We start from the raw sequence: 14214 nt of genomic DNA, 5'->3' as shown, positions 1-14214 counted from the left end.
GCGTAACTGTGCCTATGTTAGGCAAATATTGGAGGACGGTATAAAGAAGAACGATACTGAGGCATTAGTGCTGAGGTAAACATTGTTGCAGCATTAACTAAATTGACTTCTGATTTAAGCGTTGGCATCGCCATCGTTAAAGCGACTGATAAACATGATCCGACAGGACAATGGCACGCTTGGGCGCAGCAACTATCATCCGCACCATCACTCATATCCATATCCATGTTCATGTTCATGTTCATGTTCATTTGCATACTAGCGTCATGACATGCTTTGCCATTTTCAGCAGGCATATTTGAAGTCGTCATTGAATTCATTGGCATAGTACCAGGCATAATCACAGACGCAAAAGTTTGACCGACAAACGTCAGTAAAACAAACATCATGATTAAGTGGATTCTACGCAAAATATATCTCCAACGATTTTCAAATAATAGTAGTGAAAAATACTGCATTTAGCAATGAAAATTTATTTGAAAAACATAATTCCCGATCCCGATTTCAGATAATAAGTGCGACATTCATGGAAAGGTGTAGAAGAGGAAGCCAACTGCTAAAAGTGGGACGCTCTTCTCGCCAAAGAAACAAGCAGTACTACCATGAATTATCAGCAGTTGACCGAAGGCAGAAGATACCAGATTTCTGCTCTTTTGGAACGGGGGATTTCAGTTTCTGAGATTGCTAAAACCGTTCAGTGCCATCGCTCCACGGTATATCGGGAGCTTAAACGTGGCAGCAAGGGCAGTCATTATTGCCCAAACGAAGCTCAGTCAGGTGTTATCACTCAAAAAACGCACATTAGCGCGTAAATACAGAATACCTCAGGAGCGTGTTGATTTTATCCGCCTCCTTTTAGAAGCGGATTGGAGTCCAGAGCAGATTTCCAGTGTATTAACTAAAGTCGGTGCCGCTGTCAGCTATGAGTGGATCTACCGATTTGTTGCGCAGGATAAACGCTCGGGTGGCAAGTTATATCGCCACTTGAGGCAAGGTCACAAGCGGTATCGTCGCGGTAAAAAAGAGAAAGCACCAGCGATCAAAAATGCGGTTTCTATCGATGATAGGCCAAGCATAGTTGACAGTAAGGAGCGATTTGGTGATTGGGAAATCGACACCGTATTAGGCAAGCACGGCACGGGGGCGATGGTGACTATTTTAGAGCGTAAAACACGATTTTACTTGGTGAAGAAAGTGCCATCCAAGTCAGCGGATGATGTCACTAGAGCAACCATAGAACTACTCATGCCTTACAAGGAGCATGTCCATACCATCACGGCAGATAACGGGAGAGAGTTTGCAGGCCATGAAACCATCGCAAAGGAGTTGGAGGCTGATGTTTACTTTGCCCACCCTTATAGTTCTTGGGAGCGTGGAGCCAATGAGAATGCTAACGGTCTTTTAAGGCAATATGTGAAGAAAGGAACCGACCTAACAACGGTAACAGACAGTGATATTGAATTCGCTTTATCGCGGATAAATTATCGACCGAAAAAGTGTTTAGATTTCAAGCAACCAGCGATTGTCTTTAAAGAAATGGTATTGGCTGCTTGATATTGGCGAGTGTCGCACTTCGCAGTTGAATTAGGGACAAACCTATCCAGTCGAACGAATTTCATTCGATTATGGATGATTTATATCAATCAATAATCTCGCATTAAGTCGACTTAAGAACAAAATAGCTAAATGTTAACAGAATTTACAAAGCATAATCTCACCCTGTGATACTCTGTGAGTTAGGGAGATATTTATGCCCGAACATGGATAAATGCAGCGTGTAACAACATCGGTGCAAAGGCAGCTTGCTAGCCACCTTTGGTTGACGAGCTAAGCGTGTAGCGAGATGTTATCACGTGAACCAGACTAGGCAAGTCTGATTCACTGAGCTAAAAAAATAATGATACAGGCACACCAAAGCGCTGACTGAGTGCTTCTATGTGGTGTCTATTAAGCTTCTTTCCTTCTGCGGGGCGTTGTTGCCTAAATGAATGAACCTTCCGTCTCAGATGCGATCAGATCCTGTGAATACCACGCAGAAACCGCTATCAGATGGGCAAATCTAAATCTCGCATTACCAATTGGCCGGAATATAACAAGGCGTTGACCAACCGAGGCTCACTGACTTTTTGGATAGACGAGCAGGCGCTCAACCTCTGGTGTCACACTGAACACCATGGTGGTCGAGGTCGGGGATTTCAATACAGTGACACGGCGATATAAACCGCCTTAATGCTCAAAGGTTTGTTTAATCTCCCCTTGCGAGCACTAGAAGGTTTTCTCAACTCAGTGTTTAGTTTGATGAGTCTGCAATTAACTTCACCTGGTTACAGCTGCATCAGCAAGCGGGCAAAGACAGTCAAAGTTAACTACCGCCCCCCTTGCCGAGGCGCGATTGCTCACTTAGTTGTCGATGCCACAGGACTGAAAGTATATGGCGAAGGTGAATGGAAAATGCGTAAACATGGTAAGGAAAAACGCCGAACTTGGCGTAAGTTGCACCTTGCGATAGATGCGGCCACACATGAAGTCATCGCAGCCGAAGTCAGTTTAGAGAGTGTGGCAGATAGTGAGGTTCTCCCAACGTTATTAAACCCACTAAGGCGCAAGGTAAAACAAGTGTCAGCTGACGGTGCTTATGACACCAAAAAATGTCATAAGCTGCTGAAACGCAGAGGGTGTAAACCTACGATACCGCCGCGAAAAAATGCAGGTTATTGGGAAGAAGGTCATCCCAGAAACGAGGCCGTCAGCGCTCTGAAAAGTGATGAACTCAAACAATGGAAACAAGAGAATGACTATCACCAACGCTCCCTGTCAGAAACAGCTATGTATCGTTACAAGCAACTGATTAGCCCGAAATTGAGCCTGCGGGACTACAACGGCCAAGTCGGCGAGGCACTGGCTGGTGTGAAAGTGATGAACAAAGTCATAGGACTGGGTATGCCTATTCGCCAGAGGGTCAATTAATACCAGGAACCCTTTTAGGAAAAGGCATACCTAAGATTGATTTAGGCAACAACGCCCTTATCAGATGTTGCTCTTCACTTCTAATATTTCAAATAAAAACTGTGCCTTCCCTTTTTGACCGCTCGCCGCGGGATACACCGAAAATTTAACGACTCCCGAAGTAGCCACCGGGTTTAACGTTACCGTTTGACCTGGCTTTACCACTTGACCAAGTACCTGAACACTTATTTCTGCGTCAGTGCGTAACGTAAATAAAGCATCTTGCGGTCCCGAAGCGAGCTGGCTTTCAACTGTTCTCAGATCATTAATGACGACTTCACTGACAGGTTTGTCTGCAGAGCTAGCTAAATCCCTAGATACTGCAAGAGTGGTTAATGAGCCTACATTTACTATGTTAGGCGGCTGATAAGTAAAGCTCTTGCTACTAACGCCTTGGTTGCCAAAAACGTCGGTAGCTTTCACCGTTAAAGTATAAATCTCACCGGATGTAAGTGATGGGAAAAGCCTTGGATATTGCAATGAATACACGTTATTGCCTTTACTTACAGTGGCCAAGTAAACCGTGTCGTTAGCTGAACCGCCGGAGATAATAACACTATCGATGGTGTAGCTTGATTCATCTGCAATGGACACTACCAAGTCATCTAGCCCGACAATTTCATTGAATACTGCACTACCGGAATTGGTAATGCTTATTGTTGGTGTGGCGTTTTCTACTTTGAATGTTTGAAGCGGGGACACAGTGGTAGGCCCGTGATTCTCGACCATCTCTAATTCTAGTGAATGGTTTCCAGTCGGCAGAGAATTTAAGTTAAAGACGTATTCCCAATTAACACCGTTGCGAATTGAACTAATAGGGTTTAAATATTTTGTACCATATTTAATTCTAGCGGCCTTCATGACTAACCTTTCAAACCAACTGCCTGCACCCGGTAGATAAACAAATGCAGTAAGAGTGTTAGTTGTCGTATCAACTTTAAAACTGGTCATTTGCGGGTATTGAGCATCGTTATAGGTTGATTCGCCGTAGCTGTAATTCGCGTAAAGTGTTCCCATCGGCAGGCCCACTGACACAACACCGATAGCATCGTGCAAATAGCCATATCCACCTTTGGTCATCTCATATGTTAAACCCGTTAAGCTACAAATTGACTCACCTGCTGGAATGTCGCAAGAATATCCACGAAAACTTGCGCGTTGCACGTAATCCCGCGGCTGCACCCGAAGCTCAAAATCAGTCATTGTAGCTGGCAAAATCGAATTATGATGCATGATCCCTGTCGTAATAGACATTCGAACGTCATTTAACAAAAATGTTGCTGACGTCAACACTGGGGATTTTGAAGCAGTTTCAGACAATGACAAATTGTATTGGATAGTGCCTGCCATCCATCGACCAAAGTCAACCCACTTAATTTGGTTTGCGTTGTTATATCCAAATGGCGCTGTCATATCAAAATAACCGTATTCACCATTAATTATAACATTTGTCGCTCCCACTGAGTTCGCGAGAGCAAGCCCCCCTTTCACTCCAGCGTCTCGAACGTTATCTACTGGTACTCTATATAACAATCGAACGGGGTTGGTTTTGACTGTCATGCCTGGAGTATAAGCTACAAAACCTACAAATGAACTAGATACACTTTCAGCCAAGTTTGCATCCGGGTCGAAGACTGCAAAAGGAGAAGATGGAGCCCCACCATAGTTGTCGTAATAGAATGTTTTGACAGTTGAACGAGTGATGTTACCTGCTGCATCATATAGCTGAGCCTGCATTGAATATGGATCAGAAGCGTTATTTGACGGTAATATATTTGATAAGTCTGTTTGTGCATTTATCACAGCTTTGAATGCTGCTTGGTCTATGACCATGGGTCTTGTTAATACGATGGAATCGGAATTTAGTTTTTGTACAATGACAGAACCTGAAACCGCACCTTTTACATCCGTTATCCAAATTTTCGAATCTTCGCCGGTGTTTTGTGTATTTAGCCACCAAATCTCATTCGACCCTGTTTCGGCACCATAATTGCTTGTTCCATTTCCATACCAGTCTCCAATGATAGGTCCCTCAGTATCAACTTCAACAACCTTTGTATACTGATCAATTGTTGTACCAGAACTGTTAATCGTTTCGATTTTAAGGCTATACAAACCATCCATCAATTTGGGGATAGTTATTGATTTTCCGTAAAATTCTCGTCCAGAAAAGCTTAACCTGTCAGAAACTCGAATAAAATCTGTGGTGTTGTTGAACACCGTCACTCCACTGGTGTTGATGACTGATAGCTTAAGTTTGTTATCAAGCCCTCCAGAGAGGTAAACCATCGCATCAGTTTGAGGGTTAATGAGCGAGCCCTCAGTGGTTTTCACTGTAGCGTTGGTGTCTGTATACGAAAAGCCTTCTACTGCCGCGTTAGCCATGCCAGAGCAGATGACGCTACACAGCCCTAAAAGTAGTGATTTATTAATTTGCATGGCCTGCCCTTTAATTGGTAGAAGTGATTTGCGGAATGTCGATCATGAAGCTTGCCTGCCCTTTCACACCAGGAGAAGCAGAGTAAACAGGAATAACAACTTCACCTGTGATGCTGGGGATGATCGTGATTTGTTTAGTTTCCCCAGGTTGCAACACGCTACCAAGGATATTGACGTTGATTTTGGCGTCACTGCGTAACGTGATAAATGCCGTTTGAGCACCGGACGCGAGTTGTCCTTCAGCCGTTCTGAGCACACCAGTTTTAATTGATGTAATTGGGTCGTTTTGCGTGTTCTGCAGTTGTTTATTAACAGCCAAAGTCGTCATTTGCCCAACTTGCAATAAGTTGGCAGGCAAATACAAGAAGGTTGAAGTTAACGTCGATGCGTTCCCTGCTGTATCTTGAGCGGTAATATTGATAGTGTAAGTTTCATTCGCTTCCAAACTAGGGAATAAACGAGGGTAATTCAGGTCGTAAATACCATCACCTAAATTATTTGTAGAAACATAAACTGAATCCTTAGCAGCCCCTCCAGATAGCACAACCGAATTGATATTGGCTTCACTATCATCAGTAATGCTGATACGTAAACTCTCTAAACCATTAATGGTGCTTCCGTTTGTGATTTGCGCTCCAGAAGGCGATTGCAATCGCAAAACTGGAGGCGTAGTGTCGTTTAGATAATTGGATAGAATCGACTGTGTTACCCGATTACCATAGGTGTCATCTGCGTAAAACGAAATATTTTGACGACCACTTGGTAATCGATTGAGTTTAAAAGTAACTCGATGACGGCCGGTGCCGGTGATCACCCAAGAATCGGGAGATATTGCGAAGCCTAAACTAGATTGCAATCGGAAAACCTCTGTCTTCCACATTCCAGAACGCCAATCGCTAGTAGTGTTCGTGTCGTACACGTTTACAGTTATTGAATCATCAGTAACATTGACCGATTCGATTGTGGGAGCAATAAAATCCCAATATGTATACCAATAATTAAATTGAGCACTAAAACGTCCATCACTGACACCGTTCACACTTGAGTAGACCACATAGCTGTAGGGTGTATAGCCAAAACCAGACTCAAATACTCTGTTGATTGTAACATCGCAATAGGTTTCACCAATTGGGATAACACAGGAGCCTAAACCTGAAACAACGGCTAATTGTTCATAACCCATTTTTTCACTGTTTAGACGAAGCCTTACCACTTTTGTGTATTTGCCAACACTGATTCTTTCGCCCCCACTGCCACCTTCCTCACTAAACCATTGTACAGTGTCAGGTTGCTTAGTAGGCGAACGATCAACACCTGGGCCTAGGGTGAACTTGAAATCAGAAAGGTAATTGACTGAGTGAATGCCACTTTTCGTCAGCGCAACCCAATATGGGTTTACTGTAGGATATGAGACAGTAAATTCGTTATAGACAAAATCACCCTCTCGATAACCATAACTACTCCAACCATAATCCCCGTTTGCTTCCAACGTTTCAGAATAGGGCCGTCTATAGCGGACTTTTATCGGATTGTTGTAGATGGTCATCCAAGATGTGTACGGCTTCCACGTAGCACTTGAAGCATCATAAATGTCGCTACGAACTGGTAAGGGATATGAGGCTTTTTCGATAAACGAGCGAGCAGTAAAATCTGAATAATTACCTGCTGCATCAAAGACCCTAAAACCAGCCTGATACCAACCTCTATCACTGGGTAAAACCTCAGATGGTAGGGACGAAAGGCTCGCAGTGGAAGTATCTAAATCCAATTGAGCATTAATCGAATTTATTAATGAAAGGCTCACATCATCTTTCACAATGTAGAGAACATTTTTGAGCCCAGCACCTGTATCTTGAATACCTGTGAGTTTTAATTGGCCGAAATCCATAGGGCTATATGAAGCTAAAGTTCCACCGAAGGATCTATAGTTAAAAGCTAAATCAGAACTATTGGCTGTTGGTGCTTGAGTATCTATTGTCACCGGAATAGACCAAGAGCCAATCACATTCCCATCAACGGTTAACAAGTCAGCCTGTAAGGTATAATTTCCCTGTGAATTAGGCGCAACTATAGAGATCTGTTTTCCGTAAAAGTCTTTTCCTTGAAATGTAATTCTGTCGGAAACACCAATCACACCCGTATTGACTTCGTTAAGCTTGACCCCACTAGAAAGCCAATATAGTTTTAGCTTTCGGTCAAGACCGGCAGACACATAAACATTCATTGAATGTTCAAGAACCGGGTTGATGGCCATAGCCGAAGCAGGTGTCAAAGTCGTCTGTTCTTGCATAACAGACGTAAAGGTCATACCTTCAATTTCCGCAAATGCAAAATGTGGCAAGGCTAATAACGCAGCCGCTAAAAGTTTGTAGCGATGCTGACTGAAATTCATAAGTAGCTCCTTCATCGAGAGCGATTACTTTAACACAGATAATTAAGTTTGCATGTTATTTAATCTAAGTTAAGATCTAACATAAACCATAGTTCTAGGTAGGAAATTCATGAAACTTATCAGACTGATTAAAGCCGTATCCATTTGTGCGATTGCTTCAGCTACGCTAAATGTCTACGCCAAAGATGATGGCAAGAAACGGCCAACCCTAAACGAATTGATGGCTGAAAATGCTTACATCGAACTTGCTGAACGTAATGAGCTCAGCAAGCCAGTTGTCTCTTCATGGGAACAAAAAACGATGAAATCAGAAGGTGGGAAAACCACGGAGGTTGTTGAGTCTTGGAAAGTCGAAACACGTATATACAGTAAGCCTAAGAGTGACAAACCTTAATCAGTTTTGCTAACTGCCCATGAACCTGCTCAGCTAATCCCCGCGAATTGGTAAGCACGATACTTTTGTCACTGAGAACCACGCGATAAGCGTTCATTGTACTTTCAATTTTAAGTTCATCATTGGCTAAGTTGAATTCTCGACTCCAAATGCGCCCCCCCCACAGTGTCAACTCGAGCAGGCAATCAGACTCGTAAAGATAAGACATATAGACCTTCTTCTTTAATCCAAGCGCCACCAACGCCCCCCCCCCAAGTACAACTATCCCAGCCCAAGGAGTTAATGAGTTATGGAGGTTGACGATCACAGACAACGTGCTGAAACCCACAATTGAGATCAACGAATAAAAAACTGAGCGAGGGTAAGGTGTGAATGAAGTACCAAACCATACTCGGATTTTAGGGTTGTTGTGACAAATTCTTATCGCATTCACAAAATTACATCTCCATATTTGAATTAGGATGGATTATAGTAGCGTCAATAACACAAATCTATAATGCTAAGGCATATGTAAATTGTTTATTTCATATTCAGAATTAGTGGACGAATGCGGTAAACGACTAGAGTCAGAAATGCCAGTAGTGCTAGTTCAAATTATTCATGCCCGAGGTCACAGCGCGGCCTACCATTTAAAACTGGGAGTTATCCCAGAATCAAATGACAAGATCATTGTTAAGTACCAACTTCCAAGCATGACCGATAATCCATCGGTTGCGCAGACGTGGATAGAGACTCTTCTGTCGCATTATCCTCAACTGGCTATCCACACCTACGGCGCTTTCAAAACTCATTCCTTGCCGATTGAAAACGCCTAGCACTACTGCTGGACAGGATAGTACGGCAGCTGTGTAAAGGTTTGAACGGTATTTAACAGGCAATGTGAGTCAATGTTAGGGTAATTTCGTGCAAATACATCCAATGCGTAGACCCCGAGTAAGTAAGCATCATCAAAGCTCACAGGAACAGCTTTTGGCTTCTTGCCACCCTCATTGATTGAGAAGAAAAACCCATTCTGTTGTCGCTTGACCGAGATGCTTTTGTTTTTCTGTGGGCCATGTGACTTAAACTCAATGAATGGAATGAATCCGAATAGCACGGCTAACAAATGCCGATATTCAGTCGCGGTGATTTGAATTATTGTCTTATCCTGCCAATCAAACTTTTTAGTGCCATCCCCCATTCCGTTTGCGCCTTCAATGTTCAAGGTGTGAAAACCTTTCTTAGTGACAGATGCGACGATGGTCAGCGCAGCGGCCTTACCGTGGATTTTTACCGATTTTTCAAATTCTGGAGCAGCTGCAGGCTGAACATTTTGAGCGCTTTGTGCGGATTGCTCTTCAAATCCGCGGCGATTGTCATGCTGGGGTTGGTACTGCTGATATTCATCATAATTTGCGGCCTCGTGGTGAGGCCCAATATTCATAGGGTTACCTTGGCGCGGTTGAAAATAATGCGTCTGCTGTTGCATTGGAGCAGATTGAGATTGGGCTTGTGGGGTTGCGTTGTAAGCGGGTTGGCTGTAATAGCTGTTATTCATTTTTAAATCTCCACTAATCATCATGACTATGATTAGACCAGACATTTCAAATGACGCAAAAATTGGCCTTTCGACTCAATAATACAACTCGACTTTACGCCACAACTTCAAATTGTCAGTATGACCGCTCATAAGTGGTGGCGAATACGAAGCCCCATAGCTAACGACGCTAATCAGTTCACTAGGCACCCCTTTGGTGACCAATTCGTTTTTTACTCGCTCCGCACGTTTGCGTCCAAGAGCAAGATTGTAATCAGCTGAGCCACTAATATCAGCATAACCAACAACCAGCACTCTACCGTGGGTTTTTAAAAGATAATCACGGTGCTTAGCCAAAACATATTGAGCCTCGGCAATATCGGAATAGCCGACAGCATCATACTCAAAATAAAGCGTTCTATCGGTGGGTTGGTGAATAATGATTTGGGCATCAGCATTGAATTGTTGCAGATCACGCTTTTCATCATTTGCAGCTGGCGCTTGCGTTGGCAGATAGCTATCACTGTAAGCAGATGAAACTGCTGCACGGTAAACATCACGATAGTAATTCATCATGGAGCTACGGCCATCATTAACAGCCGCATCTCTCGCCTTTTCCAATTCGAAAGCAAGATCGAGATCGCCTATTTTTCTCCCAGCATCAGCTGAAAGGTTCCGAACATCGTATCTTTGTTGATGCCTTACATTGATATTTTGATCATAAATTGTTTTACTACAGCAATCAGAAATTTCAGGTTTTTCAGTTGATACTGATACAGCACACGCTGAAAGCATCATGGCGAACAGTGATACTGTTGCTAGTTTGTTGATTTTCATCATATGGCCTACACAGTTTTCTAAACGCAAAGTTTTTAATATATAATAACATTTTTTTAGAAGAGTTCTAAGTTTTCAAATGAATCAGAAGAAAGGGAATTTCGGAATTTTACGAGGTAGACGGTGACTAACGCCGCATTCGACATTAACTCTTTTGATGTTTTGTACAACAAACTGACTCTTGAATTAATTGAACTAGCCAGTCATCTTCCTGATGCAGCTAGCAATCAGTCATTTTTTTATAAAATAACTCCTTCACCCCAAACATTTGATAAATTCAAAGTAGAACTATTTTCTGACATCAAAGCGCGAGGGTGGATAGCATCTTCCTTAACTCAAATGACGCTTTCTGAAGATTCAATCGGCAGAACCAGTATAACACCAGGTGTTATCATTTTCCCTCATTCAGAATATAACCATATAAATCAACTGATTGAAAAAATAAATAATACGAAAGATAACATTCAAGCGTTACTATCAACGCATGACCTACACAAGTTAAGAGCAACGTTAGCCCGGCAAAATACATTGTGCTCACTCGTTATGCTCACAAGAAAAATCCACGTTTTAAAATGCGAAGAAAAATCTACCATTTCAGTCTCTTGGTACATGAGAAGTGGAATGCGCGTTTTGAAAGAAAAGGATTTTTCAACAAGAATACAAAAAGCAGTGCAAAACAACATTCTGGAATTTTCAAAAGGAAATGAATATCTAGAAATTTTTCAAAAAAACCAAAAATCACATAGTTTTCGAATAAAAAGAAACATAATACCAACAACGATTTACAACATTTGGAAAGCTGGTAGTAGTAAAGAAAAACTGCAATACAACGGCCAAACACCTCTTTTCGTTTTCTCCGATTACGACATAAAGGTCAAACACTTAGAAAGTAATTACGGTACTAAGACACGTTCAAAACGCAATGATGCAACGCCTGACACGGATCTTCTCATTCCAGAATTACACATTTACATGTCAAAGATTAACAAGGAATAATTAACCTATAGAATATTTGAATTGTGTTTGTGAGAGATTTCGCACATACTCATAGATGAAAATCGTACTGAGTAGACAACTACCCTCTCAGGAATTTTACGAGCCTAGCCAGCGCGAAGCCGTCAAAAAATCGAGAAAACATCATGAATAGCAACAACGTACTTAAATTTCCGGTTACTGCACCACTAACGCACGTACCCAAGGATAACATCAAAAAACCAGAGCAAGTTGCTTCGGAGAAGATGATAACCTCACGGAAAGGGGTGCAGTTTTTATCTTATGAAGATTGGGTGGAGTATATAAAAGATCTCGGAGTTACCAGTCGTGCAGAATGGCTTAGATACGTCGAGGCTAATGAAATCCCTCCATATCTACCAGTGTCGCCATCATTATTCTATGGCCGTAGAGGATTATGGCAAGGTTGGGGGGTGTTGAACCCTAACGCACCTGTAATACCGCAATCGGAAGAAGATGACATTCATAGTCGCGGCGGCGTATTTGCTAGTTATGAGACATCTTCCGAATATGCCAAAGCATCTGGCATTAAAACAATGGCCGAATGGGTGGAGTATCACCAGAAGAATGAAAAACCTAAAAACATTCCTTCTGATCCTCGTTCTTTCTATACAAGAAAAGGTATGTGGCAATCTTGGAACCATTTCCTAGGAAATGAAGAACCTTATGATTACCACCAAAAAGGTACTCTTGAGAAAGTGAAAAGATGGTTTAAAGAAAATAACATCACCACTTCAACTCAATTTTTAGAAATGGCTGCAAATAAACAACTGCCTGACTTTGTGCCAGCAGCACCGACCATGTTATTCGGTGTCAAGTTCAAAGACCTTCTTGCTAAAAGACAAAAGTACGTCACTTTTAACCAAGCTAGTAAAGAAGTTAAGAAGTGGAATTGCAGCAGTATGTTGGAATTTAGAGCTAAACATCGCGAATTGAAAGCCAGTGGCAACAAACTAGCGACTCAAATTCCGTCTGCACCAGATCGCGTTTATAAAGACCTTTGGAAAGGCTGGACAAACTTCCTTCAAGGTTAATTTCCTAAAAAAAGCTGGGACATTCCCAGCTTTTTTATATCTTAATTTCAAAAATCTTCGAAAAGCCATTTTTAAAACGATTGTATATCAATAACTTGAAATCGTGTGTTCAAGATAAATTCCCAGCTTATCAAGCGCCTCAAAACTCATAAAGATCCTTGACATCTCTCCCGCATTTTTATGATTCATCGCTTTAGAATACTGGTCAAAAGCCTTTTGAAACTCCTGATTTTGCTCCAACCTCAAAACATTTTTATAAGCACGATCAATCACATCACCTCTCACTGTTATTGTTTTGCTGGCAACAATTCTAAATATCGGCTCCGACTGGCCTTCTATCACTCCTTGTTCAAAGGCTAAATCACTCCCGGTAACTTCATACGGGGACAAATTCAAAACCATCACAACTTCCCAAGGCTTTTCAATCTTGCGGCCTGACTGCATCAAAGCATCGTAAAGCGCATATTGAATCGATTTGATACTTCCTGTGTGCGCAAGCGAATCGGCGTCGTCGAATCCATGAACAATTAACCTGGACACACCATTACCACGATAATCAAACTCACCCGCAATGACATCTGTATTAGTTAACAACATAGTAATTATTAGCAGCGCGGCACTAATTTTTTGCATATAAAATCCATCCCTACTTCGACGGCATTGCCTGAATTGTTCCGCTCATACCTATGGGTACTTGCGTATTTTTCAAATTGTTGACAGATACGACCTTTTTACCAACTAAGATTAATGCTCCATCCATCCTTTTAATCATCTGTTGGTCAGGATATTTAATCTGTTGTTGAGGCTTATGTGACAGTACGGCATCAAAGACCTTATCTGGCCTTGAGCTAACATCATCTACCGTACCTAAAAAGGAACCCTTTACCCCACGGCGCCCGTAAGCGTCAGCGAGCATGACTTTGTATCGTATGACCCAATAATCCAAAAAGGTTTCAGTAGACACAAACTGATAGTCGGAGGGCATAGTGTTCTCATGATTGCCGGTGATCACAAACAAACTATTAGGAGTGCCATAAATTCTATCTTCTTTTTCTTTCAAATAGCGTCCATCAATCGGTGTCCAGTGGCGCCTATTCTGCGACGATAGATGAACATCCGTTTCCAACTGTTTTAACAGCATGGACTCGTCATAAGGACGAATGCTAACGGTTATATCTGCTTTAATCTCAATACCTGCAGGCAACACGTTATAGCCGAATTCAACACTATTTACAGAATACATATAAGAACTTGCAGTAACGACCTCATGCAATACCGATTCGTCATTAGATGATGACCTGATCAATACGCCCTGTTGTGCTGTAGGGTTTAATTTAGAGTAAATTGCTTTTCTCGCCGCTCGGTCAATTAGATCCGCCTTGAAATTGTTGAGTGACATTTTGCGGCCCACTGGTTTACCACTTAAATAACTCACACCCCATAAATCGGTTGCTGACTCTGTAACTGTTATCTCTTCAGCATTGGCAATACTGACTGAACTAAAACAAGCTGCCACTAATAGGCTAAATATCTTCAAAATTTTTCCCCTACCACTACATTTCCATCCATGCTACATCACTATTCA

Annotated in this window: 12 protein-coding genes and 2 pseudogenes; 6 read left to right on the top strand and 8 right to left on the bottom strand. The window is 42.1% G+C overall.

The features are described from left to right. Window positions 1-17 precede the first annotated feature (17 nt). Window positions 18-389, bottom strand: coding sequence for a hypothetical protein (locus tag SHEWANA3_RS22420; RefSeq protein ID WP_244096630.1), 372 nt, complete (start codon window positions 387-389; stop codon window positions 18-20). A gap of 213 nt (window positions 390-602) precedes the next feature. On the opposite strand from SHEWANA3_RS22420, the pseudogene SHEWANA3_RS22415 reads away from it, so the two are divergent. Together SHEWANA3_RS22415 and SHEWANA3_RS22410 are read left to right on the top strand one after the other, a co-directional pair. Continuing rightward, window positions 603-1554: pseudogene (locus SHEWANA3_RS22415) on the top strand (IS30 family transposase). Window positions 1555-2049: 495 nt separating this feature from the next. Beyond that, window positions 2050-2967, top strand: a pseudogene (locus SHEWANA3_RS22410) (IS5-like element ISSpu16 family transposase). A gap of 60 nt (window positions 2968-3027) precedes the next feature. On the opposite strand, the gene SHEWANA3_RS22405 reads toward SHEWANA3_RS22410, so the two are convergent. After that, complete coding sequence (locus tag SHEWANA3_RS22405) at window positions 3028-5445, bottom strand: Ig-like domain-containing protein (protein ID WP_011711617.1); 2418 nt, start codon at window positions 5443-5445, stop codon at window positions 3028-3030. Window positions 5446-5455: 10 nt separating this feature from the next. Further along, window positions 5456-7837 carry an Ig-like domain-containing protein gene (locus SHEWANA3_RS22400; protein WP_011711616.1) on the bottom strand — a complete coding sequence of 794 codons (2382 nt, stop codon included), beginning with the start codon at window positions 7835-7837 and terminating at the stop codon, window positions 5456-5458. Window positions 7838-7946: 109 nt separating this feature from the next. Here SHEWANA3_RS22400 and SHEWANA3_RS22395 point away from each other — a divergent pair, with 109 nt between their 5' ends. Continuing rightward, window positions 7947-8231 (top strand): hypothetical protein, encoded by a 285-nt coding sequence (locus tag SHEWANA3_RS22395; protein ID WP_037431062.1) that lies wholly within the window; start codon window positions 7947-7949, stop codon window positions 8229-8231. Here SHEWANA3_RS22395 and SHEWANA3_RS22390 read toward each other — a convergent pair. Then, entirely contained in the window at window positions 8212-8664 is a 453-nt protein-coding gene (locus tag SHEWANA3_RS22390) for a hypothetical protein (RefSeq protein WP_011711615.1), read from the bottom strand. The genes SHEWANA3_RS22395 and SHEWANA3_RS22390 overlap by 20 nt on opposite strands. An 82-nt stretch (window positions 8665-8746) precedes the next feature. On the opposite strand from SHEWANA3_RS22390, the gene SHEWANA3_RS22385 reads away from it, so the two are divergent. After that, a complete protein-coding gene (locus SHEWANA3_RS22385; protein ID WP_086904783.1) occupies window positions 8747-9046 on the top strand; it encodes a hypothetical protein in 300 nt (99 codons plus the stop codon). 2 nt (window positions 9047-9048) lie between these two features. On the opposite strand, the gene SHEWANA3_RS23845 is transcribed toward SHEWANA3_RS22385, so the two are convergent. After that, a complete protein-coding gene (locus tag SHEWANA3_RS23845; protein WP_011711614.1) occupies window positions 9049-9768 on the bottom strand; it encodes a hypothetical protein in 720 nt (239 codons plus the stop codon). 75 nt (window positions 9769-9843) lie between these two features. After that, entirely contained in the window at window positions 9844-10587 is a 744-nt protein-coding gene (locus tag SHEWANA3_RS23080) for an OmpA family protein (RefSeq protein WP_011711613.1), read from the bottom strand. 120 nt (window positions 10588-10707) lie between these two features. Here SHEWANA3_RS23080 and SHEWANA3_RS22370 point away from each other — a divergent pair, with 120 nt between their 5' ends. Both SHEWANA3_RS22370 and SHEWANA3_RS22365 read left to right on the top strand, forming a co-directional pair. Beyond that, a complete protein-coding gene (locus SHEWANA3_RS22370) occupies window positions 10708-11580 on the top strand; it encodes a DNA replication terminus site-binding protein (protein ID WP_011711612.1) in 873 nt (290 codons plus the stop codon). A 143-nt stretch (window positions 11581-11723) separates the two neighbouring features. Then, window positions 11724-12629 carry a hypothetical protein gene (locus tag SHEWANA3_RS22365; RefSeq protein ID WP_011711611.1) on the top strand — a complete coding sequence of 302 codons (906 nt, stop codon included), beginning with the start codon at window positions 11724-11726 and terminating at the stop codon, window positions 12627-12629. 87 nt (window positions 12630-12716) lie between these two features. Here the strand turns inward: SHEWANA3_RS22365 and SHEWANA3_RS22360 are convergent, their stop codons facing one another. Both SHEWANA3_RS22360 and SHEWANA3_RS22355 read right to left on the bottom strand, forming a co-directional pair. After that, a complete protein-coding gene (locus SHEWANA3_RS22360; protein ID WP_011711610.1) occupies window positions 12717-13262 on the bottom strand; it encodes a hypothetical protein in 546 nt (181 codons plus the stop codon). Window positions 13263-13275: 13 nt separating this feature from the next. Next, window positions 13276-14166: a hypothetical protein gene (locus SHEWANA3_RS22355; protein WP_011711609.1), complete on the bottom strand. Its 891-nt coding sequence runs from the start codon at window positions 14164-14166 to the stop codon at window positions 13276-13278. Window positions 14167-14214: the final 48 nt, after the last annotated feature.

It is taken from the genome of Shewanella sp. ANA-3 (assembly GCF_000203935.1).
In the GTDB taxonomy this organism is placed as follows: domain Bacteria; phylum Pseudomonadota; class Gammaproteobacteria; order Enterobacterales; family Shewanellaceae; genus Shewanella.
The sequence above is the reverse complement of the archived record's forward strand: the minus strand, read 5'-3'. Positions and strand labels throughout refer to the sequence as shown.

Excerpts from the sequence above, each read along its gene's own strand:
- SHEWANA3_RS22420 (WP_244096630.1), bottom strand. The coding sequence starts at position 389 with ATGATGTTTGTTTTACTGACGTTTGTCGGTCAAACTTTTGCGTCTGTG.
- SHEWANA3_RS22405 (WP_011711617.1), bottom strand. The coding sequence starts at position 5,445 with ATGCAAATTAATAAATCACTACTTTTAGGGCTGTGTAGCGTCATCTGC.
- SHEWANA3_RS22400 (WP_011711616.1), bottom strand. The coding sequence starts at position 7,837 with ATGAATTTCAGTCAGCATCGCTACAAACTTTTAGCGGCTGCGTTATTA.
- SHEWANA3_RS22395 (WP_037431062.1), top strand. The coding sequence starts at position 7,947 with ATGAAACTTATCAGACTGATTAAAGCCGTATCCATTTGTGCGATTGCT.
- SHEWANA3_RS23845 (WP_011711614.1), bottom strand. The coding sequence starts at position 9,768 with ATGAATAACAGCTATTACAGCCAACCCGCTTACAACGCAACCCCACAA.
- SHEWANA3_RS23080 (WP_011711613.1), bottom strand. The coding sequence starts at position 10,587 with ATGATGAAAATCAACAAACTAGCAACAGTATCACTGTTCGCCATGATG.
- SHEWANA3_RS22365 (WP_011711611.1), top strand. The coding sequence starts at position 11,724 with ATGAATAGCAACAACGTACTTAAATTTCCGGTTACTGCACCACTAACG.
- SHEWANA3_RS22360 (WP_011711610.1), bottom strand. The coding sequence starts at position 13,262 with ATGCAAAAAATTAGTGCCGCGCTGCTAATAATTACTATGTTGTTAACT.